The following is a 24,349-nucleotide window of genomic DNA, read 5'->3' as shown; positions in this document are numbered from 1 at the left end:
GGATGCGCGAGGTGGTTACGCCGGTTACTCAGAGACGGCGGGCAGCGATGGCACCGTGCGGACGACGGCTGATTTCCCCGGGCTCTCGGGCGCGCACTTCTGCCTGAGTAACCGCGAAACCGGCGTGGGCGAGGAGTTCTGTGAGCGCATCCGCCGACCAGAAGTACGCCGGAGCGACGGCGTGAGCGAACGGCTCTCGCGGAGTGCCGTCAAAGTATCCGATCAACAGCGAGCCACCTGGCGCCAGCACCCGTGCGAACTCTGCCCCGATCGCGGGGATATCCTCCGGTGGAGTATGGATCAACGAATACCAGACGAGGATGCCGTCGAGCGAAGCGTCTGCGAACGGAAGGGTTCGCAACGACCCGGCGCGAAAGTCGAGGTGCGGGTAGCGGGCACGAGCAGCGGAGAGGAACTCCTCCGAGATATCGATGCCTGTGACATTGCGGTGGCCGTCATGCAGAAACTCGGTCCAGAGCCCTGGTCCGCATCCGGCATCCAGAAGCGGTCCAGAAGTGGCGTCTCGCCAGGTGGCAATCTGCTCGCGGTCACGGGCATCCATCTGCGAGATGTCGCCGGCGAGCTCGATGTACTCCGCCGCGCGGGCGTTGTAGGCTGCGGCGATCAGGGCTTCGCGTGCTGCTCGTTCGGAGTTGTGGGACATCTTCGGAGCAATCCCGGTATTCGCTCCGAGCGAAGCGCACATCTCCGAGGGAAGCGCTCGCGGAGTGCTCACTTGCGGGCCGCCAGCACCTGCTGGTAGAGGTCACGGGAACTCAGGCCGGTCGCGGCGGCGACCTCGGCGCAGGCTTCCTTCAGCCGCATGCCCGACGCCACGAGCGCCTGCACTTGCGCGACTGCATCCTCTGCGGATGCCACGACGGGCGCCGCGCCTTCGACGACCACGACGATCTCGCCTTTGACCCCGTTGTTCGCCCATTCGACAAGTTCGGGTGCCGTGCCTCGGCGCACCTCTTCGTAGAACTTGGTCAGCTCACGGCACACGGCGATACGCCGGGTCTCGCCGAACACCGTTCCCATGTCAGTGAGCGAGGAGGCCAGCCGTGCCGCGGACTCAAAGAAGATCATCGTTCGGGGCTCGGTCGCGAGCTTCTTGAGTGCCGTGCGCCGGTCCCCCGGTTTCCGCGGCAGGAAGCCCTCGAACGTGAATCGGTCCGTCGGCAATCCCGAGATCGCCAGCGCCATCAGTACGGCGCTGGGCCCTGGAATCGCGGTGACCGTGACCCCCTGCGCGACAGCTTCGGCGACCAGACCGTAGCCGGGGTCGCTGACCGCCGGCATCCCCGCGTCGCTGACGACGACGATGTCCTGGTCTGCGGCGAGCGCGGCAAGCTCCGCCGCTTTGTGCTTCTCGTTGTGATCGTGCAGCGCGATCAATCGCGGACGATTCTCGATCTGCAGCGCGCGGAGCAGGTGAGCGGTGGTGCGGGTGTCTTCTGCCGCGACGATCTCGGCGTTCTCGAGCACCTCGATGAGGCGACGGGAGGCGTCACCGAGGTTTCCGATCGGGGTCGCAGCGAGGATGATCACGCGTTCAGCCTAAGCGGGAAGTCATAGGCTTATGCCGTGACCGCGCCCGTGCCTCTGCTCCCGCCACCCGCGGAGCGTCTGACGCGCTGGGGACAACTGCGCGATCGCCTGCTCCGCGATCCCGAGTGGCGAGGAGTGATCCGCTGGCTCGCCCCGCTCGTCATTACCGCGCTCGCCGCCGTTCTGAGGCTGGCGAACCTCGCTCATCCGCACACACTTGCGTTCGATGAGACCTACTACGTCAAGGATGCCTGGTCGCTGTGGACGCTCGGGTACGAGGGCACGTGGGGTGACGGTGCGAACGAAGACTTCCTCACCGGCGATACCGGCACGCTCAGCGAGACGGGCAGCTATGTCGTACATCCACCGCTCGGCAAGTGGATCATTGCGGTCGGCATGGGCATGTTCGGGCCCGGAAGCAGTGCAGCCTGGCGTTTGACGACGGCAATCATCGGCACGCTGACAGTCCTGTTGGTCTACATCGTCGCCAAAGAGTTGACACGCTCGACGGTCGCCGCCACCGTCGCTGGCCTTCTGCTGGCGATCGACGGGCTCAGCATCGTCATGAGCCGTATCGCGCTGCTCGACGGCACGCTGACTTTCTTCGTCCTGCTCGCGTTCTTGTTCATCCTCTACGACCGCAGGCGAAGCATTCCGCTGGTGGAATCTGCCGCTGCTGATGGATCGGAACCGCTGTGGGGCCGCGTCATCTGGCGGCGGCCATGGGTCATCGCCGCTGGCGTCACACTGGGTGCAGCGTCTGCCGTGAAGTGGTCGGGACTCTACGCGCTGGCCGGCTTCGGCCTCTACCTCGTGATCGCCGATGCAGTGGCCCGTCGCCGCGCCGGGGTGGTCTTCTGGCCGATGGATGCCGCATTCCGGCAGGGCCCTGTCTCGTTCCTGTTGCTGGTGCCCGCGGCTTTGCTCACGTATCTCGTCTCCTGGACAAGCTGGCTCGTCACGGCCGACGGCTACGACAGGCAGAGCTCAGACAACCCGCTCGTCGCACTGTGGAAGTACCACGAGTCGATCTATGGATTCCACGTCGGACTCAGCACCGGGCATCCATATGCCAGCGCGGCATGGCAATGGCCGTTCCTTGTTCGCCCCACAGCGGTCTGGGTGGGAGATGACCAGAGCTGCGGCACCGATCATTGCATCTCGGTGGTCTCCGCCATCCCGAATCCGCTGATCTGGTACGCCGGCGTCGCTGCGGCGATCTTCTTGCTGTACCGGCTCGTCCGAGGGCTCATCCGGCGGCAGCCGATGCCGTGGACCTACGCGATGCCTCTCGTCGGACTCGCCGTCACCTATGTGCCGTGGCTGCTGTACCCCGAGCGCACGATCTTCCAGTTCTACACGGTGGTGATGATGCCGTTCCTCGTGCTGGCGCTGGTGCTCGCGTTGCGCGAGATTGCGGGGCGACGCGAAGATCCGCTGCATCGACGGCAGTCGGGCGAGCGAACCGTCATTATCTTCCTCGTCATCACGGTGCTCGTCTCCGCATTCTTCTACCCCGTGTGGACCGGCATGAACGTGCCTTACGACTTCTGGCTCGTCCACAACTGGCTGCCGACCTGGGTTTAGCGGAGAGCATGCCATGATCCACACCGTGCTGTTCGACCTCGATGGCGTGATCCGGCATTTCGATCCGCGCGACGCCTCCTCCATCGAAATTACCCACGGGCTCGCGCCTGGAGCCATTGCGGATGCTGCGTTCTCGAGCCCATTGCTCGAGCAGGTCACGACCGGGCGAATCACGCGACGCGAATGGATCGACGAAGTCGGCGCGCTCCTGGCGAGCATGGCGGCTGCTGACGAGTGGGGCCGACTCAAGGCATCCGTCGATCCGGAGATGATCGAACTTGTCGCAGAGATCCGCAGGCTCGGCCATGCGACCGCGATCCTCACGAACGGGACTGACACCGTCCCCGATGAGCTTATGAAGCTCGGCGTGACGGAGTACTTCGATCACATCTTCAACTCCGCCGAGATCGGGTTCTCAAAGCCGGATACACGCGCCTTCAAACACGTGCTGTTCGAAATCGGCATCAGCGCCTCGGAGGTGTTCTTCACCGATGATTCCGAAGACAAGCTCACTGGAGCGCACACGCTGGGAATGACGACACACGTGTTTCGCGGTGCACCAGGACTGCGTGCTGCCCTGCGCGAGCACGGGGTCAGCGTCTGACGGCGCTGCCCGCGGCGCGAGCGCGCATCCGCGCTGCATCGCGCTCGTACATCGCGGCGTGTGCCGCAAGTTCGGGCCTCGCGTCCGCTCCCTTCCACGAGTGCAGCGCAAGGTCGTCAAGTCGAAGTGCGATCATTCCCCAAATCGATTCCGCTGACGCCTCCGTGCCATACGCCGACAACAGCGCTGTCAAGCGCGCAGGCTCCGCCGCTTGCACGCTGAGTGGTGCTTCGGCGTCCTCGACATACGGGACCAATCGGTAGGCAAGGTAAGCAAGGTCCCACAAGCGCGGACCCGGTGCAGCCATATCGAAATCAATGACGCCGACGAGCACTCGTCCTTCGAACACAAGATTGTAGGGCGCGAAATCGTTGTGGCACACCACTTCGATCGGCTCTCGCGCCGGCATCCGCCACCCCGTCGTCGTGCGTACGCTGTCCGTTCCGGCATCGTGAATACGTCGGAGAAGCTGCGCAGCGCTGACCAAAATGCTTGCGTCCCAGAGCCACTCCGGAAGTGGATAGTGCGCGACCTCGCCTTCTACGAAAGACAGCCGTTCGCGCCCGTCGGCCATCATCCCGAGCACACGAGGGACCCCTTCAACGCCCGCCCCCTGAAGCTCGTTGAGAAACGCGTGAACGTTGGGCGTCCATGCTCCCGACAGGCGGCGCACTTCCTGGCCAACTCGAGTCACTTCATTCGTGTTGCCGCCCGGGAGCGCCTGCTCCGCCTGATCGTCGCGCATGCGTCGAGCCTATGACCTGGCCTCGCCACTCACCCGGGAACAGGTTGTCGACGGTGCGGGCTTCGAGCCGGATGCCAGTGCTGGTGAGGGTCCCACCAGGCGGGTCCGCGCACCTCGGGAACGCCCCGACTCATGCGGATCACCCACTCGGTCAGATGCAGGGTTCGATGGTGAAACCAGCAGAGCAGAACACCGTTGTCAGTGTGCGTCGGGCCACCGACGGCATGCTCCTGCACATGATGCACCTCGCACCAGGTCGCGGGGATCGTGCAGCCTGGAATGATGCATCCGCCATCGCGGGCGATGATCGCGCGACGCTGCAGCGCGTTGAAGATGCGAGAGCTGGTGCCGATCGAGACGATCCGGCCGTTCTCATCAAACAGGATGCGTTGGATTCCGCCTGCGCACCCGGCTTGCAGTGCCGCGGCCAGAGAGACAAGGTCGCCAGTGTGCGCGATGCTCCCCCACCCATGGCCCGCCGCGAGATCGGCAGCGGTCGCCGCCACGACGAGTGTCGGCGCCGCACCGCCCAGGTGCGGGAACAAATCTGACCCGGCCGCAGTGGTCAGGATCGCGGCCAGCGCATCATGTCGCTTCTGGCCGGGGGTGCGGGTGTCCGCAGCCGCCAGGTCGTCATCGACTCCGGCCCCTTCCTCCGCAGACGGCTCGAAATGCACCCCGCCGCACTCGGCGCTGTCGTCAGGTGCGCTGTCGTCCTGCGCCCCGCCGTCAGGCGCCTCGGCGCCATTCACTCTGGGATTTAGAAGGCTGTCCATGAGCAGGCCGAGTTGCCCGGCGACTTCAGGAAGCAGACTGCCTCGCACCGGGACCGCGCCGTCACGGACCTTGCCGATCGAGAAGTACCGGCCGCGCAACGCCGTTTCTTCCGCGGGCTCCGCGCCGTCGGGGTCAAGATATGCCACCATCACCTTGGCCAGCACATTCAAATCTTCCGGGAGCGGGAGGGGCCGCGGCGCGGCATCCTCGCCGTCAGGATCGGTTCCCCGAGCGAAGTCGGCGAGCTGACGGTCGGCCTCAATGCGGTCCTCATCGCTGATTCGACGCGCGGACTGCTCAAGCGGATCGGTCGCGGCCAGGAGCCCCGCTACCCCGAGCACCCCACTGACCATGACCTCGCGCAGTGCCTGATATCGGGCGGGCAGGAAGGCTCCGTCGCTGAATCCGATATCTCTGCGCACCAGTCGGGCGGCTTTCACGAGCTGGGTCGCGCCGCGGGTGTCACTACCGGTGAGCATCCGCACCAGATCAGCAGGTCGGGAGCAGCCGTACCGCGTCGTCATGCGTTCTTCTTTGAGACCCTGCGACCGGTCTCCGACAAGCACCGACGCCTCGACCTGTACGCCCTCCAGCCGGCGCTGAATCCGACCGGTCAGGGCGAGAAGCTCCGCGGCATCCTGATCAGAAAGCCGCGGAATCTCCTCCTCGTCGAACGCATCGCGCGCCACGGAATCGAGGGTCTCCTCGAGATTCCGAAGCCGAGCGACGATGCTGTTCATACTGTCTATTCAACAGGGGGCCACCGACATTCAGACCCACTTTTCCGGCCGATCAGCGGACATTTTCAAAAGAATTTCGGGGCGCTGCAGAAATCTGCTCGCGCAGCTCTTCTCGGCATCAGAATCGCGCAAGATTCGCTCTCAGCGGGCGCGAACAATCGCCGCCGCATCCCCCGTCGGCAACCGGCATACGAACGCCCGGCAGTCATACACGAGATCCTCAACCGCGTCTTTCCCGAGGAACAGCTCGAATCCGGCATCCGAAAAAGCACCCGCCTGCTCGGGCGTCACGATGGCGATCACGTCCGCGTCGACACGACGGGATGCCGTGGCAAGCGCACCGGCGCGATCACGCGTCACTACGACGACCTGGCGTGGCGGTTCGACGAGCCCCGCCGCGACCGCGAGAAGCGAACCATGCCCGAAGGGGTGTTGGAGGGCGGATGCCGCGTGTCCGCGGACCTGCGAATTGGCAGCCTCCCGATACTTCTCCCCCGCACCCAAACGCCATGCTGTCAGCGCTGCCGACGCCAGCGCCGCGACGCCGGACGGCAGATCACCATCAGTCTGATCAGGAGCCAATGCCACGCCCTGCGCCGCAAGCACCGGGTCGCCCGCAGCGCCGCCGGCGAGCATGTCATCCAGCAGCTCACGCGCCGCCACCGCCCACGAGGTTTCGCCGGTCGCCACCGCGAGCGCGAACAATCCATCGGCGTAAAGACCCACATCGGCGAGCGTTGCCACCGCGGTCGAGGCCCCGCCGTCCAACGACGCCCGCACGAGTCGACCCGCTGGCGAACGGTTCACCAACGATACGAAAGATGCCGCCTCAGCCGCGGCATCCACCCACTCCCGCTCACCGAGCGCAGCACCTGCCCGCGCGAGCGCGCCGATCGCAAGCCCATTCCACCCGGTGATGACCTTGCCGTCGACCGCGGGCGACTCCAGTCCCTCACGAGAAGCGGCGAGGTAATACCCGCCTTCGCTTCGCGCGCCGTCGATCCATGATTCCGAGTCCTGTGCGGCGCCGAACGCCCCACCGCCCTGCTGCAGCACCTCGAGCAGGAATCTCGCGATTCCGCGCGCGGTCACCTCGTCGCCAGCACGCACAGAGATGTCCAGCAGCTGGGCGTTGTCCGTCAGCATCCGCTCATAGTGCGGCACGGTCCAATCGCGCTGCGTGGCGTATCGGAAGAACCCGCCGTCTACAGGGTCGCGAAGATCGGATGCCGCCATTGATGCCAACGCACGCTCAGCCGAGGCTGCCACCTCCGACGCCTCTCGTCGCACGAGCGGATGCTGCAGAAAACTCAATGTCGTCGCGACCGGAAACTTGGGGGCGCCCCCGAATCCGCCGAACATGGTGTCTTCGCGGGAGGCGACCGTCGCGGCTGCTGCGGCCAGCTCCGATGCAGACGGCAAGTCAGTCGGCGTGATGACGGCGGCCTGCGCAAGCGCTTCAGCGACGGCATCCGCCGATTCCACTGCCTGCTCGCGGCGCAACGTCCACGCTTCCTGCACCGCACCCAACACAGTGCGGAATGCGGGCAGCGGCGTACGGGCTTCCGGCGGCCAATACGTGCCTGCATAAAATGTGCGCCCCTGTGGGGTCGCGAACACCGTCAACGGCCAGCCGAGATTCTGCGTGAACGCGGATGCCGCCGCCATAAAGGCGCCATCGACATCCGGATGCTCCTCCCGATCAACCTTGACCGCCACGAAATCCCGGTTGATGAGACCCGCGATCTCCGGAGAAGAGAACGATTCCCGCGCCATCACATGGCACCAGTGGCAGGTGGAGTAGCCGATCGATATCAACAGCGGCACGTTGCGACGCTGTGCTTCGGCGAAGGCCTCCGCACCCCACGGATACCAATCGACCGGGTTGTCGGCGTGCGCACGCAGATAGGGGCTGAGTGTCTCCGCGAGGCGATTGCTCATGCCCTCACGCTACGCCGAGTCAGCACAACCACGCCGAGATGACGGCGTTTACGCCGCATCTCGGCGTGGTTGTGCAGTTTCGAGTCAGCCGACGAGAGCCACGGGAGCGCGCGATGCCGCATAGCCAACCAGCGGCAGGGCGCGGTCTGCTGCGAGCGCGATGCGCCCGGCGAGCACCTCAGAGCCGATCTTGTAACCATCGAAGTCAGTGTCGCTCGCGTACACGCCGAGCGGCAGCGTGAGCGCCTGGAAGAACGCGAACAGCGGACGCAGCTGGTGCTCGATCATGAGCGCGTGTCGTTCGCCGCCACCGGTCGCGGCGAGCAGCACCGGCTTGCCGACCAGCTCGTACTGGCCGACGAAATCGAACAGGTGCTTGAACAGCCCAGTGAACGATGCCCGATACACAGGGCTGCCGACGATGAGCAAATCAGCCTGCTCGATCGCAATCAACTGCTCCTCAATGTGCACAGGCAGATCCTCGCGGCGCAGGGCGCCTGCAAGCGACGGCCCGATCTCGGTGAGTTCTATCAACTGCACCTCAGCCTCCGCGCGATCGGCGATTGCAGCCGCGATCGCCGTAAGCAGAGCCGTCGTCTTGCTGGGCTCGTGAAGCGAGCCGGACACGGCGACGATGCGGTAAGGAGCAGTCATGATCTGACGCTAGCGACGCACGACGCCCTGTGACGCAAAGTGCGACACAGGGCGTCATTCAACGACGTGAAGCGTCTCAGTTGTTTTCGTTGGGGTGCGCTCCGACACGGCCCGACCCGTCGAGCGGGTCGAGTGCGTTGATCGCCGCGATCTCTGCGACGCTCAGCGTGAAGTCGAAGACGTCCAGGTTCTCGCGCAGACGCTCGGCGCGCACCGACTTCGGGAACACGATGGTGCCCTTCTGCAGGTGCCAGCCCAGCACGACCTGCGCCGGAGTCTTGCCGTGCGCTGCGGCCGCATCTGCGACAGCAGGAGTGCCGAACAGGTCGTACTTGCCCTGACCGAGCGGACCCCAGGATTCGATGTGCATGCCATGATCGGCACCCCACTCGACAACCTCACGCTGCTGGTACGCCGGGTGCAGCTCGATCTGATCGACTGCCGGCACGACTCCGGTCTCTGCGACGACGCGCTCAAGGTGCTCGACGAGGAAGTTCGAGACGCCGATGCTGCGTGTCAGTCCCTGTTCGCGCAGCTCGATCAGCTTCGCGAATGCATGGACGTAGTTGTCCTTCGCAGGCGTCGGCCAGTGCACGAGGTACAAGTCGACCTGGTCGAGCCCTAGCTTCTCGAGGCTCTCCGCGATCGCGGAGTTCGGCTCGTCACCCTCGTGGCGGTCGTTCCACAGCTTGGTCGTGATGAACAGCTCGTCGCGAGCGATGCCACTCTTCGCGATCGCAGCGCCGACGCCGGATTCATTGCCGTAGATCGCGGCTGTGTCGATGTGGCGGTAGCCGATCTCGAGCGCCTCGCTGACCGTACGCTCGGTGTCTGCCAGCGGCACCTTGAACACGCCGTAGCCGAGCTGCGGGATCGAAACACCGTCGTTGAGAGTCACATTGGGGATCGTCATGCGTTCAGCATACGGCTTGTCATGACAGGCGCGATGCTCGTCGGCACTCACCGATAGCGTCTTCCCTGGTCGCGACGGAACAGTAGCAGTGCGAGCGCCAGCGTGATGGCGGTCCAGACCAGGATTCCGGCCCACGCCCACCATGGAAGGTCGCCGCCCTGTACCGCCCAGATCACGAACTCACGCGCCTGCCTCGATGGCGTGAACGCCGATACTGCGTTGAGCCACGGTGCGAACATCACTGGCGGCAGGAACAACCCACCGAGGAATGCGAAGCCGAACATGACGATCTGGATCACGGCGATTGCGGCTTTGAACGGCATCGCGTATCCGATGACGGTTCCCAGCAGCATGAAGGGCAAAGCGGCGAGGGCAAGCGCAAGGACGCCCGCAAGAATCCGAAGCGGAGAGGCCTCCGCGGCAGTGAGCAAGCCGCCGACCGCGATGACGGGAAGAATCGCGACGATCCCCATCGTCCCGGTCGAGAGCACCTGCGCGAACACGCGGGCAAGACCAGGCGCAGGGAGCGTCCGCAGATACGGATCCCACGGCTTCTCCCGGCTCTCCGCGATGGTCAGGCCAAAGCTGAACAGCGCGTTCGTCATGACGGCGAAGACCGACAGCGAGATCACCGCTTGGGTGGCGTACTCAGGATTCGCCGCGACCACCTCCTGCGGTACGACGAAGAACAGCAGCGCAAGCGCCGGAAACACCACCGAGCCGATGACGGCGATCGGGACGCGCAGTGGCTCGATGAGACCGTATTTCGCGTGCAGGAGAGTCAGCCTGGCGGTGGATGGCGGGGCGGTGGATACTGCGGCTGTGGCGGTCATGCGGTCACCTTTTCAGTCAGTGCGAGGAAGGCTTCTTCGAGTGTCGCGCCGCGAACGCTGAGTCCGCGGAAATCGATGCCTGCTGCAACCAGAGCGCGAACGAAAGCGTCGGCATCCGACACCGTCAACACTTCGCGCCCGTCATGATGCTCATTCCGGACGACGCCGGGGAGAGATGCCACGGCTGCGGCGTCAGCTGTGGTGAGCTGCACCTGGCTGGCCTCCACCCTGGCAAGGACGTTCTGCACAGTGTCATCCGCGAGCACCCTGCCACCCCCGAGAACAACGACCCGCTCCGCGAGTGCTTCGATCTCTTCCAGGTAGTGACTGGTGACGACCACCGTGGCTCCAGCGTCATGCTGGCGGCGGATCGCTTCCCACAGGGCGCGGCGACCGTCGACGTCCAGCCCGGTGGTCGGTTCATCGAGCAATACCAATTGCGGACGGCCGACGAATGCAAGCGCAACAGCGACCCTGCGCTTCTGCCCACCAGAGAGCGACCCGCACTGACGGCGCAGGAACTCAGTGAGCCCGAATTCATCGGCAAGCTGTGCGGTCGGAACCCGGTCGCTGAAGTGACCACCGACGTAGTCGATCACCTCTCCGACCCGCAGCGTTTCCGGCAGCGCCGTCTCCTGCGGCGTCGTGCCCAGCGCGCGGCGAGACCTGGCATCCAGCGGGTTGCCTCCGAACAGCGTCACCGTGCCGCTGGTCGGACGACGCAGTCCCTGCAGCAGGGAGAGCAACGTGGTCTTTCCTGCACCGTTCGGACCGAGCAGGCCGACGATCGCACCCGCTCCGATCTCCAGGGTGACATCGTCAACGGCAGTCTGTTCGCCGTAAGTGCGGGTCACGTGTTCGAATCGCGCCAGTGTCATGTTCCTGCTCCCAGTACGGCACGAAGTGCCTCGGTGTAGTCCTCGAATGCACGTCGCCCCTGCTTGGTCAGAGCAACGTAGGTGACCGGTGTTCGGCCCTTGTGCGTCTTCTCGACAGCGACGTAACCGGCATCCTCAAGCTTGCGTAGGTGCGTCGACAGGTTGCCCGCCGTCATGTCGAGCAGTTCTTGCAGTCGCGGGAAGGCGATGCTCTCAGTCGCTTCCAAAGTCGCGAGTGCTGCGGTGATGCGTAGCCGGGCTGCGGCGTGGATGACGGGATCGAGCTCAGTCATGTCACACCCCCTTCGCAGCCTGACGTAGCCGCGACAGATGAGCAAAGGAGACGACCCCGAGGATGAGGAAGCCGGCGCCCCCGCCGATCGCGAGCACGAGATAGTGGGTCGGGTAGCCGAAGAACGGGGCGATCACCGCCACGATCACCGTCCAGACTCCGACGATGAGCATCGGCACGGCCTGCCAGATCGCGGCACCCACGATGTACATGATCCCGGCGAAAAGGACGAAGGCGACCGGATAGAAGATGTTCGCGAGTTCTCTGGTCATCCCGTTCACAGCCAGCCCCTGCGCGAAGACGAAGATCGCGAGGCTGCCGACCGTCCACGTGGATCCGTAGACGATGCCGGAGAAGGCGGATGCCGCGTTGCCACGGATACCGCGCCCTGAACGACTTCCCAACACAGCCGACACCACGATGGCGACGACCAACAGGCAGACAAAGATACTCGCGGCCACGGGCAGCGGGAGGCTGAAGTTCGGCTTCAGGCCGTCGATGAGCCAGAGAGCACCGAATCCCAGCAACCAGACGACACCCCACATCGTCACGAGGGCGGGGACGAACGATGCCACCTGGCCCTCTATGCTCCGCTGTTGATTGCTCGCCAGCGCGAGCATCTCCGCTGGCGAGAGAACCTCATCATCATTGGTCATGTTCAGAATCCGTTCTGTGTCAGGAGGAAGGGCATCGCGAGTGCGGGAAGGGTGAAGAGGAGATTGACCAGCCCGTGTGCGAAGACGAGCGGCATGAGCCGGCGTTGGCGCAGGTAGATCAGTCCGGAGCAGACACCCCATACGAAGAACGCGCAGACGAACGCGACAGTCGCTCCGGGAGTCGGCGCGTACCAGACGTGCTGCAGCGCGAACAGGATCGACGGCACGATGATCGCGAGAGCGGTCGGCCAGCGGCGGGCGAGCATTCCCTGTGAGTATCCGCGGTAGACGAGCTCTTCGACGGGCGCATTCAGCGGCGCGAAGGTCAGCGCTCCGACGACTCCGATAATGCTCCAGGCGATGGGATTCAGTGTGGGGATAGCCGACGGATCGACGAACACCGTCTCCATCTGGATGAACAGCTCATCGCCGTGCTGCGCCCAAACCACCAGCATGATCGTGCCGCTGAACGGGAGGTACATCACGACGAGCCACAGCAGGCCCCAGAGTAGATCCTTCAGGATCCGGCGCGGCTCGAATCCGAGGACGTCGCGGATGCTGCGACCTTCTCTGCGTAGCAGCCGGGCGACCAGCAACAGGCAGATGACGTTGACCGGCAGCATCGCCACCACTGCGATCATCGGCGGAGGCGGGAACGTTACGCCGCTCTCGAATGCGCTGACGATGAGCCAGGTCAGTGTGGACGCCGCGGCGACGAGCCCGATGCGCAACACGGGGAGCCCGATCGCCCATCTCTTCGCAGACGCGCGGCGGACGGTGGCAGCATCCGCCGCCAATTCCTGTGTCGCGTTGCGTGAACTCATAAACAACTTTGTAGCGCAAACTGGTTTGTGTGTCAAGACTCGGTGCCGTCCGTCATACGATGAAGGGCCATGCCTGTACCAGATCTCGTGATCACCTATCCCCCGGAACTGCCCGTCAGCGCCGCCAGGGAGGAGATCGCCGACGCCATCCGCGACAATCAGGTCGTCGTCGTCGCCGGCGCCACCGGATCCGGCAAGACGACGCAGCTACCGAAGATCTGCCTGGAGCTCGGCCGCACGAAGATCGCGCACACTCAGCCTCGACGCCTCGCCGCTCGCACGATCGCGGAGCGGATCGCAGAAGAGTTGCAGGTCGAGCTCGGCACCACGGTCGGCTACAAGGTGCGCTTCACCGACAAGGTGTCAGAATCTACCCTCGTCGCTCTGATGACCGACGGCATCCTGCTCAACGAGATCCACCGCGACCGACTCCTGCGCCGCTACGACACGATCATCATCGATGAGGCCCACGAGCGCTCCCTCAACGTCGACTTCCTGCTCGGCTACCTCACCCGGATCCTGCCGGAGCGACCGGACCTCAAGGTCATCATCACCTCGGCGACAATCGATCCGGTCAGCTTCGCGAAGCACTTCGCGACCCCTGCCGGCATCCCTGCTCCCGTCATAGAGGTGTCCGGCCGCACCTACCCGGTCGAGATCCGGTATCGGGCGCCCGCGGAAGACGAGACAGAGGACGAAGTCTCCGCGATCGTCACCGCACTCCGCGAACTCGATCGCGAGGCCCCCGGCGACGTGCTCGTGTTCCTGCCAGGCGAGGCCGAGATTCGGGATGCCGCGGATGCCGTGCGCGCGGCCTACACGTCAGCATCCGCGCCCGTCGAGGTGCTCCCCCTATACGGCCGCCTATCCGCTGCTGAGCAGCACCGCGTATTCGAGAAGAGCCGCGTCGCCGGAGTCCGGCGCCGAGTCATCCTCGCCACGAACGTCGCCGAGACGAGCCTGACCGTCCCCGGCATCAAGTACGTCATCGACACCGGCACCGCACGCATCTCGCGCTACAGCAACCGTTCGAAGGTGCAGCGACTGCCAATCGAGGCGATCTCGCAGGCCTCGGCGAATCAACGCTCGGGTCGCGCGGGCCGCACCAGCGATGGCATCGCGATCCGTCTCTACAGCGAAGAGGACTTCGACAAGCGAGCGGAGTTCACTGAGCCGGAGATCCTGCGTACTTCGCTCGCATCCGTGGTGTTGCAGATGCTGTCGCTCGGCTTCGGCGACATCACTGCCTTCCCTTTCCTCACACCCCCCGATTCCCGTGGAATCAAGGCGGCGTTCGATCTGCTTACCGAGTTGGGCGCCGTTGACCTCGGTCGCGATACGCCTCGGCTCACCAACACCGGACGCGAAATCTCGCGAATGCCGATCGACCCGCGCTTCGCACGAATGCTGGTCGAGGCGCAGAAGACCGGCGGTGTGGACGCCGTACTCGCGATCGTCTCCGGTCTCACGATCCAAGACGTCCGTGAACGCCCATCACAGGATGCACCGCAGGCCGTTCGAGATTCCGCCGAGAGGATGCACGCGCGCTTTGCCGATCCGACCAGCGACTTCCTCGCGATCCTGAATCTGTGGAACCATCTGCGAGAGCAGCAGCGTGAGCTCGGATCAAGCGCCTTCCGGCGACTGTGCCGCTCGGAGCATCTGAACTATGTGCGTGTGCGGGAGTGGTTCGATGTGCACCGCCAACTGCGGTCACTAGTAAAGACACCAAAGTCGACTGACTCGTCATCGACGAGCAACGGCGGCGCCGCGGCCGACCCCGATGCGATCCACCGCGCTCTGCTGTCAGGACTGCTGTCTCAGATCGGCATTCTCGACGAGCGAAACACCAAGACGCCACCCAAGGGCCAGGCGAAGAGCCAGAAGGATCCGAAGCGTCGCATCGCTGAGTATCGCGGCGCCCGTGGCATCCGATTCTCGATCTTCCCTGGATCCGGCTTGCGCAAACAGAGCCCCCGCGCTGTCATGTCCGCCGAGATCGTCGAGACCTCGCGCACCTTCGCGCGCACTGTGGCTGCGATCGACCCAGCGTGGGCAGAATCGCTCGCGGGCGACCTCGCCAAGCGGTCGGTGTCAGAGCCGCACTGGTCCAAGGATGCCGGAGCCGCAGTCGCCTTCGAGAAGGTGACGCTGTTCGGAGTGGAGATCATTCCACGCCGACGCATCCAGTTCGCGCGCGTCGATCGCGCGGCATCTCGCGAATTGTTCGTCCGGCACGCGCTGGTCGATGGCGAGTGGGATCCGAGCCGGATCGACAAGCGTGTCAGCGCGTTCTGGCGCAGCAACGGTGAGCTGCGCAAGCGGCTCGAGAAGCTCGAAGAGCGTGAACGCCGTCGCGACATCCTCGCTGGCGATGAAGAGGTGTTCCGTTTCTACGATGAGCGCATCCCCGCCGAGGTGTTCGATGTGCGCTCATTCGAGCAGTGGTGGGGCGAAGCGTTGCAGACGACGCCCAAGTTGCTCGTCATGCGCGAAAGCGACCTCATCGACGACGACGAGCGGGCTGACCAGAACGAGTTCCCCACACGCTGGACGCAGGGCGATCAGGTGCTGGGCCTCGCCTACCGTTTCGAGCCGGGAGCTGCCGATGATGGCGTCAGCGTCGTGGTGCCGTTGGCACTGCTGGCGCAGATCGAGGATCGCGGCTTCGACTGGCAGGTTCCAGGACTCCGCGCAGACCTTGTCACAGCACTTTTGCGCGCTCTGCCGAAGTCGATCCGCCGACACGTCGTTCCCGCGGCCGACTGGGCAGAGAAGTTCGGCGAGACGCTGGCAGAAGAAGGGCCGGAGCGACACGGCGGCTTCCCGCAGCGGTCGCTGAAGGAAGCACTGGCACGGATGATTCAACCGCTGGCGAATCAGCCCGTCTTGGCATCCGATTTCGATGATGAGCGTGTGCCTGGCCACCTGCGCATGAACTTCCGCGCCGTCGATGAACGTGGCCGGGTCGCAGGATCCGCGCGTGATCTCAGCGAATTGCAGAGCTCGCTATCGGATCGCGCCAGGGCGAGCGTCGCTCGCTCGATCGCCCGTCCAGAGAAGACCGACGGCAGAGCAAATCACGGCCGGGCAGATCACGGCGGGGCGAAGCCCGATGCGAGCGCCGTCGCCGCCGCATCCGCGCGCGGTCCGATCGAACAGGACGGCCTCACAAACTGGACATTCGGTGACCTGCCGGGGGTCCTCGACACCAAGGTCGCCGGCGGCGTCGTTCGCGGATACCCAGCGATCGCCGACCAGGGCAAGACGGTTTCCGTGCGCGTCGAGGCGACAGCGGATGCCGCCGCCGCAGCGACCCGTGACGGTGTGCTGCGACTGGTGCTGTTGAACGTTCCGTCTCCTGCGTCATATGTGCAGGAGCACCTCACCTCTCAGGAGAAGCTCGCGCTGGCCGCATCGCCGTACTCGTCGGCTGCGGCGCTGATCGAGGATGCCAGGGCCGCCGTTGTGCGCGCGGCCCTTCAGCAGCACGGTACCGACGGCGTGATCCGCACCGAGGCCGAGTTCATCCAGGCGCGGGATGCAGTGAACGCCACCCTGGTAGATGCGCTGTTCGCGACCGTCTCACTCGTTGCCCGCATTCTCACGAAGTCGCGCGAAGTCGAGCGCGGTATCAAGTCGCAGAACTCGCTCGCCCTGCTCGGACCGCTGAACGATATCCGCACGCAACTCAGTGGGCTGCTGCATCCGGGGTTCATCTCAGCGTCCGGCATTGATCATCTGGCGCATTTTCCCCGCTACCTCGACGGAATGCTCGACAGAATCAAGACCCTGGCCAGCGAGCCTGGTAAGGATCGCACCCGGATGACAGAGTACGAACGCGTGGCGAAGGTGTTTGAGGATGCCGGGGGCACGATCCCCCTCGCACCCACAGCCTCCGCCGCGCTCGTCGAGGTCCGCTGGTTGCTCGAAGAGTTCCGCATCAGCGTCTTCGCACAGCGACTGGGCACCGCCCAGGCGGTCTCCCCGCAGCGCATAGCAAAGGTTCTGCGAGACATCTGATTTCTCGTCATACGACGTCACGTCAATTTGGCGTTTGCCTTCACGATCAGGTGGAATTGTCTCCTACCCTCATTTCTCCTCCCCGAAAGGGGCGTTTGGCATTCCCATGATCACCATTGAGCACGTCAGCCGGTCCTTCGGCGGCACCCTCGCACTCGACGACGTGTCGCTCGAGATTCCGCGCGGTCAGATTTTCGGCGTCGTCGGCCAGTCCGGCGCAGGCAAGTCGACGCTGCTGCGCACCGTAAATGCGCTGGAGCGCCCGGATTCGGGCAGCGTCGTCGTTGACGGTGTGAAGATCTCGCACCTGGCCGGCAATGAGTTGCGGGCTGCGCGCCACGGCATCGGCATGGTCTTTCAGCACTTCAACCTGGTCGGCAACCGCACGATCGCCCAAAACGTCGAGTTCGCGCTCGAAGCCGTCGGACGCAGTCGCGGCGACCGCACGAAGGAAGCGCTCGAGATGCTCGATCTGGTGGGCCTTTCCGCACGCGCCGGAGCCTATCCGTCGCAGCTCTCCGGCGGTCAGCGTCAACGCGTCGGTATTGCCCGCGCCCTCGCATCCCGTCCGAGCGTGCTGCTCTCCGATGAGGCCACCAGCGCGCTCGACCCTGACACCACCCGACAGATTCTGGCGCTGCTGCGCCGCCTCTCCGGGGAGCTCGGGCTCACGATCATGCTCATCACCCACGAGATGGCCGTCGTGAAGCAGATCTGCGATGCCGCCGCTCTTCTCGAACACGGCAAGGTCATCGAGCAGGGTGCACTGACCGAGCTCATCCGCACACCGGGCAGCCGGCTCGCACACGATCTGTTCCCTCTCGGTGACGTGCCAGATATACCGGCATCCGCGATCATCGACCTCACGTTCGCCGGCGAAGAGGCGCAGAAGCCGACCATCACGATGCTCGCCCGCGCGCTCGATCTGGATGTGTCGATTCTCGGCGCCACGATCGAAACGATCAACGGGGCTCAGGCGGGACGCACCCGTCTCGCTTTCCCCGCGGATCCGGAAGTCCTCGCTCGTGCACAGGCGTTCCTCGCAGAGCACAGCGTCGCGTTTGAAGTGGTGAAGGCAGCATGATCGATTACACATCCCCCGACTTCTGGCCCGATCTGTTCGAGGTCATGCTCGAGGGCACACTCGAAACGCTCTGGATGACCAGCGTCGCGATCCTCATCACGATCCTCGTCGGGCTCCCCCTCGGCATCGTGCTCGTCGGCACCGAGAAGGGTCGCTTCCTCTCGACCCCCTTCGGTTCCGCTGCGGCCGGCGTCTTCATCAACCGTCTGCTCGGATTCATCGTGAACCTTGGCCGATCGGTTCCGTTCATCGTGCTGATGATCGCCCTGATCCCGCTGACGCGCCTGCTTCTCGGCTCGTTCATCGGCACAGGACCGGCGATCTTCCCCCTCACTCTCGTTGCGATCCCGTTCTTCGCCCGGGTGGTGGAGATCGCGGTCAAGGAGGTCGATTCGGGCCTGTTGGAGGCATCCGACTCGCTCGGCGCGACGCGTTGGCAGCTCGTGCGGCGCGTCATCCTTCCCGAGACCGGGCCAGCGCTCGTGCTCGGCATCGCGACGACGATCACCTCGATCATCAACTTCTCGGCCATGGTCGGCGTCGTCGGCGGTGGCGGGCTCGGAAACGTCGCGCTCACCTACGGCTTCCAGCGCTACAGCTGGGTGCACATCGTCGCCGTCGTGATCGTGCTGTTCGTGATCGTGCTGCTCGTGCAGTGGGCGTGCAACGTGATTGCCCGCCGCCTCGACCACGCCAACCGCGCATCGCACTCCGCCGACGTCATCGCCGTTGGGGCCTGAGCCCGCGGCATCCCGCATCACAACATCCCTTCAGCATCCCTTCACCCCTGACAATCACTAGGAGCATCTCCATGTCCTTCTCCTCTCTCACGCGCGGCATCGCGATCGCCGCGACCGGCGCCCTCGCGCTCGGTCTCACCGCCTGCGCCAGCTCTGAGCCCACTCCTGCGGCCGACGGCTCCGAAGGCCTCGGGACGCTGAAGGTCGGCGCACTGCCCGTGCCCGCCGGCGACATGCTGAAGTGGATCTCAGAGAACCTCGCCGAGGAAAAGGGCCTCACGATCGAGTGGCAGGAGTTCACCGACTACAACACGCCGAACCCGGCGCTGTCTGATGGTTCGGTCGATGCCAACCTGTTCCAGAACTCGACCTTCCTCGACACCTTCAACGAGCAGTCCGGCGACGATCTGATCTCGCTCGGCGACGTCTACCTGCCCGCTGCCGCGTACTACAGCGACAAGATCGACAGCCTCGACGAGCTGAAGGACGGCGCGAGTGTCGCGATCCCCAACGACCCCACGAACGAGGGTCGTGCGCTCGAGTTGCTCGCGGCCGAGGGCATCATCGAAATCGAGGATGGCGCGACCACGCTCGGCGAGATCAGCGAGAACCCCAAGGACCTGAAGTTCGTCGAGATCGAGAACGCCTCGCTCGCCCTCGCACTGCCCGACAACGACGCCGCCTTCGTCACGGCGTCGTTCGCGATCCCAGCCGGCCTCTCGGACGAGCAGGCGATTCTTCTCGAGGGCAACGACAGCAAGTACTACAACGTGCTCGCCACTCGCCCAGAGTTGAAGGACGACCCCCGTATCGAGGCTCTCATCGAACTGTTGAACGACGAGCGCACCCAGGAGTACATCCTGGAGACGTGGAAGGGTCTGATCGTTCCGGTCAGCTGAGCACCGACCCTCGTGAAGCCCTCGCACCGTCCGGTGCGGGGGCTTCGCTCGTTGCGGGTAACCTGGCGGCATGGCTCGCGCGATCGTCTACACAGAACTCGGCACCCCCGACGTCCTCCACCTCGTGGAGGTCCCCGACCCAGTGGCTGGCCCTGGCCAGGTCGTGGTGCGGATCGAAGCGGCGGGCGTCAACCCGCTCGATGCGAAACGTCGCAGCGGTCTGCGTCCGATGCCGCCTATCACCGAACCGCGTCGTATCGGTTTCGACGGTGCCGGCATCGTCGACTCGCTCGGCGAAGGCGTGACCGGCTTCAGCATCGGTGACCGTGTCGCGATCCGCGATGGCGACGGCACGTATGCGACGCACCTCGCGATAGCGGCGAAGAACCTCACTCCATTGACAGACGCGGTGACCGCTGCCGAAGGCGCAGCTCTCGGGATCCCGATCGGCACCGCATACCAGTGCGTGCGATCGCTCGACGTCTCCGCGGGCGACACACTGCTCGTGCATGCGGGTTCCGGCGCGGTCGGGCAAGCTACGATCCAGTTCGCCGTCGCTGCCGGCGCTACGGTGATCGCGACCGGGAGCCCGGCCCGCCACGAGCAGCTGCGCGAGCTGGGTGCGATTCCCGTCGCCTACGGTGAAGGCCTCGCCGACCGTGTGCGCGCCGCAGCGGACGGCGCCGTCACGGTGGCACTGGATTGCATCGGCACCGACGAGGCGATCGAGACCTCGCTTGAGCTAGTTGCCGACCGGGGCCGCATCGCGACGATCGTGCGCGGTCCGGATGCCGAGGGCTTCGGCATCCGCGCCTTCAGCGGTGGCTCGCCTGAGCCGCTCACTGCGCAGGAGCTCGCCTGGCGGGCCGAGGCCAGTGGCATCGCGATCAGCCTCATCACAACAGGAGACTTCCAGGTTGAGCTCGGCCCAGAGCTGCCGCTCGCCGATGCCGCCCAGGCCCACGAGCTGATCGAGACGCATGCCGCCCGCGGCAAGATCACACTGGTGCCGTAATCCGCCACGCTGACGGTTCGGCGAAACCGGGGAGCGCACGCGCCGCTACGCTGAGAACATGACTGGTCTTCGCTGGGGAATCCTCGCCACTGGTGGCATCGCCACCTCCTTCGCCTCCGATCTGCGCACCGCGGGGCTCGATCTTGTCGCGGTGGGATCCCGCTCGGGGGCCTCCGCCGATGCGTTCGCGGCGAAATTCGACATCCCTCGCGCACACGCCTCGTACGAGGCGCTCGTTGCCGATCCCGACGTCGATATCATCTACGTCTCCACCCCCCACCCGATGCATCATGCAGGTGCGAAGCTCGCCCTAGAAAACGGCAAGCACGTCCTCGTGGAGAAGTCGTTTACGGTCAATCGCGCCGAAGCCGAAGATCTGCAGCGCATCGCCACCGAACGCGGTCTGCTGGCGATGGAGGCCATGTGGACCCGCTATCTGCCACACATGGTGCGCATTCGGGAGATCCTCGCAGAGGGCACCCTGGGCGAGGTCCGCGCGATGAGCGCAGACCACACGCAGCGGATCACCGCTGACCCCGAGCACCGTCTCAACGCACTTGCACTCGGCGGCGGTGCGCTGCTCGATCTCGGCATCTACCCCATCTCCTTCATCTGGGACATCCTGGGCGCACCGACTTCGATCCAGGCCACCGCGCGCCTCATGGAGACCGGCGCGGATTCCGAGGTCGCCACGATCATGACGCACGAGGGCGGCGCCGTCTCGACCAGCCTGTCCTCTTCCCGGGCCTCGGGCCCCAACACCGCCGCGATCATCGGCACCGAAGCGCGAATCGAGATCGACCGGGTCTGGTACACGCCGACATCGTTCCGAGTCGTCGGTCCTGACGGCACCGTGATCGAAAGCTACGCCTCCGAGGCTGACGGCCGTGGCATGCAGTACCAGGCATTCGCCGCAGAGGGCGCAGTAGCCGCCGGGGATACCGCGGGTACGCTGCTGCCGCTCCCCGTCGCAGAGAGCGTCGCAATCATGGGAACGCTCGATGAAATCCGCGCCCAGATCGGCGTCCGTTACCCGAACGAGGAGAGCGCAATTGGCTGACTCACAGGACACCCGCGTCGCCGTCTACTTGGACTTCGACAACATCGTCATCTCCTGGTACGACCGCGTTCACGGTCGAAATTCGTACGGTAAAGATCGGCAGCGCATAGCCGAGAATCCGCACGACCCAGAGGTCGCCGAGCGACTGAAGAGCGCGATGATTGAGGTCGGCGCGATCATCGACTACGCCGCTTCCTTCGGCACGTTGGTCCTCACCCGCGCGTACGCCGACTGGTCGTCGCCGGTGAACGCCGAGTATCGCTCGCAGCTCGTCGCGCGTGCGGTCGATCTCGTGCAGCTCTTCCCGGCCGCCGCCTACGCGAAGAACGGTGCCGACATCCGCCTCGCTGTGGATGCCGTCGAAGACATGTTCCGCCTCCCCGATCTCACCCACGTTGTGATCGTCGGTGGCGACAGCGACTACGTGCCGCTCGCACAGCGCTGCAAGCGTCTCGGACGCTATGTGATCGGCGTCGGTGTGGCCAACTCCACCGCGAAGTCGCTGGCCGCAGCGTGCGACGAGTTCGAGTCATACGACTCCCTGCCTGGTGTCGTGCGTCCGGCTCCCAAGCAGACTGCTCCGCCTGCTGCGCCACAGGCTGCCGAGCCTGTTGCACCGCAGCCGACAGCGGATGCTGAGCCCGAAGCCCCGGTGAAGCCCAAGTCGACGCGAACGCGCGCGAAGAAAGTGGCCAAGCCTGCCGAGCCCGAGGTAGAGACTCCTCAGCTCACCGAGCAGGAAGAGTCCACCCTGCTGCTCGAGCGCGCCCTGCGCCTCGGCCATGACAAGGCTGGCGCGGATGAGTGGTTGCACAGCTCTGCCGTGAAGACGCACATGCGCCGGATGGATCCGTCGTTCAGCGAGAAGGCACTCGGCTACCGTTCGTTCTCCGATTTCCTGAAGTCGCGCGATAAAATCGCCGAACTCGAAGAGACCGGGCACGAGCGGCTGGTCCGCTTGCGCGAAGGTTGAGACGAGGAACATATGAATACTGAAGAGCTCAGCGACCAGATCGCGCAGATCCACGCGCAAGAGAAGCGTCTCGTGCTGCCACATTTCTCCTTTGAGGGTGCCTGGGCCATCGGCACTACGCTCGTCGATTGGGCGCACGAGCGCACGCTGGCGATCACCATCCGCATCGTTCGCGGCGAGCAGGTGCTGTTCCACGCGGCCCTGCCAGGAACCTCACTCGACAATGACCTGTGGGCGCAGCGCAAGGCGCGCACCGTGCAGCGCTTTGGACAAAGCTCCTACCTCGTCGGCCTCTCGCACAAACGGTCAGGCACCGACTTCCTGGCGCAGCCATGGAACGATGGCGCACTGTATGCCGCCCACGGCGGCTCGTTTCCCGCCATCGTCGCCGGCACCGGAGTGGTCGGCAGCATAACGGTGTCGGGCCTCGCCCAGGCGGACGATCACGCACTCGTCGTCGAGGCTTTGGAGCATCACCTCGGGTTGTGAGGATGCCCGCCCTGGCAGTGAATCACCGCCTAGTCAGCGGGGAGACTGCCGATCTGGCGACGTACTTCGTCGATGCTGCGCAGGACAGCAACCGAGTCATCGAGCGAATGCAACGGGGATTGCGTGCGCCCCTCGGCGACGTATGACGCGAGCGCGGCGGCCTGCCAGGCAAGTCCGTCCCTCCCTACGAGTCCGCTCTCGTCCTCCCAGACATGCTCCTCGCCGTTCAGCGTGAAGCGCAGCCGCGCCGGAAACACGAAGCTCGTCTCGTAGTTCACCGAGCCGGCAGTCCCATATACGGCAGCGAGCCCCGGCGTCGTCACCGTCGCCGACGCACTCACCATGCCGCGCGCACCGCGATCGTTCTCCAACAAGATCAGCGCTTCGGTCTCGGCACCGGTCGGGGCAAGGAGTCCCGACGCGTCAATGCGGGTGGGAACACCGAGCACAGAGTGTGCGAACCACAGGCTGTAGACGCCGGCATCGATCATCACTCCGCCGCCGACCGCCGGGTCGAAATTGGGATGATTCGGGTCGTACGCCCACTGCCAGCCGAGGTGCGCGGTGACCAACCGAACGTCGCCAAGTGCGCCGCGCTCAAGAAGCTGAGCAAGAACGTCAGACTGCGGAAGGTAGCGCGACCACATCGCCTCCATCGCGAAGACGCCAGCAGCCTTGGCCGCCTCGGCGATCTCCGCTGCCTGCACCGCGGTGAGGGCAATGGGCTTCTCGACCAGCACGTGCTTGCCCGCGGCGATCGCTGCGAGAGCCAACGGATGATGCTGCGCGTGCGGCACTGAGATGTACACGACATCGACTTCCTGATCGTCAAGAAGACCTTGATAGCCCTCATAACGACGCGGGATGCCGTGGCGCTGCCCGAACGCATCCGACCGTTCCTGCGACCGCGAGGCGACCGCGTGAACGCGCTGATCTGTGTGCCGATGGACCGCACTCACCCAATCTTCGGCGATCCCCCCAGGGCCAAGAACTCCCCAGCGCAGCACTGGACCGCCGCGCAGTGGGGTCACTCGAGGCAGCGGTACGGACATCGGGTTGCGTTCGCTCACG

Annotated in this window: 23 protein-coding genes; 10 read left to right on the top strand and 13 right to left on the bottom strand. The window is 65.0% G+C overall.

Going from position 1 to position 24,349, the window contains the following annotated elements; all coding sequences use genetic code 11:
• Positions 1-28: 28 nt before the first annotated feature.
• Positions 29-736 carry a class I SAM-dependent methyltransferase gene (locus AC1C2O_RS18245; protein WP_495431992.1) on the bottom strand — a complete coding sequence of 236 codons (708 nt, stop codon included), beginning with the start codon at positions 734-736 and terminating at the stop codon, positions 29-31.
• Positions 733-1,551, bottom strand: a complete 819-nt coding sequence (rsmI, locus tag AC1C2O_RS18240) for a 16S rRNA (cytidine(1402)-2'-O)-methyltransferase (protein WP_495431991.1) — start codon at positions 1,549-1,551, stop codon at positions 733-735. The genes AC1C2O_RS18245 and rsmI overlap by 4 nt, the downstream gene beginning before the upstream one ends.
• 36 nt (positions 1,552-1,587) lie before the next feature.
• On the opposite strand from rsmI, the gene AC1C2O_RS18235 reads away from it, so the two are divergent.
• Complete coding sequence (locus AC1C2O_RS18235; protein WP_495431990.1) at positions 1,588-3,138, top strand: dolichyl-phosphate-mannose--protein mannosyltransferase; 1,551 nt, start codon at positions 1,588-1,590, stop codon at positions 3,136-3,138.
• A gap of 13 nt (positions 3,139-3,151) precedes the next feature.
• Positions 3,152-3,742: an HAD family hydrolase gene (locus AC1C2O_RS18230; RefSeq protein WP_495431989.1), complete on the top strand. Its 591-nt coding sequence runs from the start codon at positions 3,152-3,154 to the stop codon at positions 3,740-3,742.
• Here the strand turns inward: AC1C2O_RS18230 and AC1C2O_RS18225 are convergent.
• From AC1C2O_RS18225 to AC1C2O_RS18180, 10 genes are all read right to left on the bottom strand, one after another.
• A complete protein-coding gene (locus AC1C2O_RS18225) occupies positions 3,732-4,487 on the bottom strand; it encodes a phosphotransferase enzyme family protein (RefSeq protein WP_495431988.1) in 756 nt (251 codons plus the stop codon). The two genes, AC1C2O_RS18230 and AC1C2O_RS18225, sit on opposite strands and share 11 nt — an antisense overlap.
• A 29-nt stretch (positions 4,488-4,516) precedes the next feature.
• The gene (locus AC1C2O_RS18220) at positions 4,517-6,004 is read right to left on the bottom strand and encodes an HNH endonuclease signature motif containing protein (RefSeq protein ID WP_495431987.1); all 1,488 of its coding nucleotides are present in this window, start codon (positions 6,002-6,004) and stop codon (positions 4,517-4,519) included.
• 141 nt (positions 6,005-6,145) lie between these two features.
• A complete protein-coding gene (locus AC1C2O_RS18215) occupies positions 6,146-7,945 on the bottom strand; it encodes a thioredoxin domain-containing protein (RefSeq protein WP_495431986.1) in 1,800 nt (599 codons plus the stop codon).
• 84 nt (positions 7,946-8,029) lie between these two features.
• A complete protein-coding gene (gene msuE, locus AC1C2O_RS18210; RefSeq protein ID WP_495431985.1) occupies positions 8,030-8,599 on the bottom strand; it encodes an FMN reductase in 570 nt (189 codons plus the stop codon).
• 76 nt (positions 8,600-8,675) lie between these two features.
• Positions 8,676-9,512, bottom strand: a complete 837-nt coding sequence (locus tag AC1C2O_RS18205) for an aldo/keto reductase (protein ID WP_495431984.1) — start codon at positions 9,510-9,512, stop codon at positions 8,676-8,678.
• 47 nt (positions 9,513-9,559) lie between these two features.
• Positions 9,560-10,345 carry an ABC transporter permease gene (locus tag AC1C2O_RS18200; protein WP_495431983.1) on the bottom strand — a complete coding sequence of 262 codons (786 nt, stop codon included), beginning with the start codon at positions 10,343-10,345 and terminating at the stop codon, positions 9,560-9,562.
• On the bottom strand, positions 10,342-11,223 hold the full coding sequence (locus tag AC1C2O_RS18195) for an ABC transporter ATP-binding protein (RefSeq protein ID WP_495431982.1): 882 nt from the start codon (positions 11,221-11,223) through the stop codon (positions 10,342-10,344). The genes AC1C2O_RS18200 and AC1C2O_RS18195 overlap by 4 nt, the downstream gene beginning before the upstream one ends.
• The gene (locus tag AC1C2O_RS18190) at positions 11,220-11,516 is read right to left on the bottom strand and encodes a transcriptional regulator (protein ID WP_495431981.1); all 297 of its coding nucleotides are present in this window, start codon (positions 11,514-11,516) and stop codon (positions 11,220-11,222) included. The genes AC1C2O_RS18195 and AC1C2O_RS18190 overlap by 4 nt, the downstream gene beginning before the upstream one ends.
• A gap of 1 nt (position 11,517) precedes the next feature.
• On the bottom strand, positions 11,518-12,171 hold the full coding sequence (locus AC1C2O_RS18185) for a hypothetical protein (RefSeq protein WP_495431980.1): 654 nt from the start codon (positions 12,169-12,171) through the stop codon (positions 11,518-11,520).
• 2 nt (positions 12,172-12,173) lie between these two features.
• Positions 12,174-12,995: a CPBP family intramembrane glutamic endopeptidase gene (locus AC1C2O_RS18180; protein ID WP_495431979.1), complete on the bottom strand. Its 822-nt coding sequence runs from the start codon at positions 12,993-12,995 to the stop codon at positions 12,174-12,176.
• A gap of 69 nt (positions 12,996-13,064) precedes the next feature.
• Between AC1C2O_RS18180 and hrpA the strand changes: the two genes are divergently transcribed.
• From hrpA to AC1C2O_RS18140, 8 genes are all read left to right on the top strand, one after another.
• Entirely contained in the window at positions 13,065-17,018 is a 3,954-nt protein-coding gene (gene hrpA, locus AC1C2O_RS18175; RefSeq protein ID WP_495431978.1) for an ATP-dependent RNA helicase HrpA, read from the top strand.
• Between the two features lie 106 nt (positions 17,019-17,124).
• Complete coding sequence (locus AC1C2O_RS18170) at positions 17,125-18,102, top strand: methionine ABC transporter ATP-binding protein (protein ID WP_495431977.1); 978 nt, start codon at positions 17,125-17,127, stop codon at positions 18,100-18,102.
• Entirely contained in the window at positions 18,099-18,842 is a 744-nt protein-coding gene (locus tag AC1C2O_RS18165; RefSeq protein WP_495431976.1) for a methionine ABC transporter permease, read from the top strand. The genes AC1C2O_RS18170 and AC1C2O_RS18165 overlap by 4 nt, the downstream gene beginning before the upstream one ends.
• 71 nt (positions 18,843-18,913) lie before the next feature.
• Positions 18,914-19,741, top strand: coding sequence for a MetQ/NlpA family ABC transporter substrate-binding protein (locus tag AC1C2O_RS18160; protein ID WP_495431975.1), 828 nt, complete (start codon positions 18,914-18,916; stop codon positions 19,739-19,741).
• A 70-nt stretch (positions 19,742-19,811) separates the two neighbouring features.
• Positions 19,812-20,756 (top strand): quinone oxidoreductase family protein, encoded by a 945-nt coding sequence (locus AC1C2O_RS18155; protein ID WP_495431974.1) that lies wholly within the window; start codon positions 19,812-19,814, stop codon positions 20,754-20,756.
• A 58-nt stretch (positions 20,757-20,814) separates the two neighbouring features.
• Positions 20,815-21,816, top strand: coding sequence for a Gfo/Idh/MocA family protein (locus AC1C2O_RS18150; protein ID WP_495431973.1), 1,002 nt, complete (start codon positions 20,815-20,817; stop codon positions 21,814-21,816).
• Positions 21,809-22,789 (top strand): NYN domain-containing protein, encoded by a 981-nt coding sequence (locus AC1C2O_RS18145; protein WP_495431972.1) that lies wholly within the window; start codon positions 21,809-21,811, stop codon positions 22,787-22,789. Before AC1C2O_RS18150 ends, AC1C2O_RS18145 begins: the two co-directional genes overlap by 8 nt.
• 12 nt (positions 22,790-22,801) lie before the next feature.
• Positions 22,802-23,278: a heme-degrading domain-containing protein gene (locus AC1C2O_RS18140; RefSeq protein ID WP_495431971.1), complete on the top strand. Its 477-nt coding sequence runs from the start codon at positions 22,802-22,804 to the stop codon at positions 23,276-23,278.
• Between the two features lie 29 nt (positions 23,279-23,307).
• Here the strand turns inward: AC1C2O_RS18140 and AC1C2O_RS18135 are convergent, their stop codons facing one another.
• Positions 23,308-24,348, bottom strand: coding sequence for a Gfo/Idh/MocA family protein (locus AC1C2O_RS18135; RefSeq protein WP_495431970.1), 1,041 nt, complete (start codon positions 24,346-24,348; stop codon positions 23,308-23,310).
• Position 24,349: the final 1 nt, after the last annotated feature.

Source organism: Microbacterium sp. Y355, assembly GCF_059445345.1.
The sequence above is the reverse complement of the archived record's forward strand: the minus strand, read 5'-3'. Positions and strand labels throughout refer to the sequence as shown.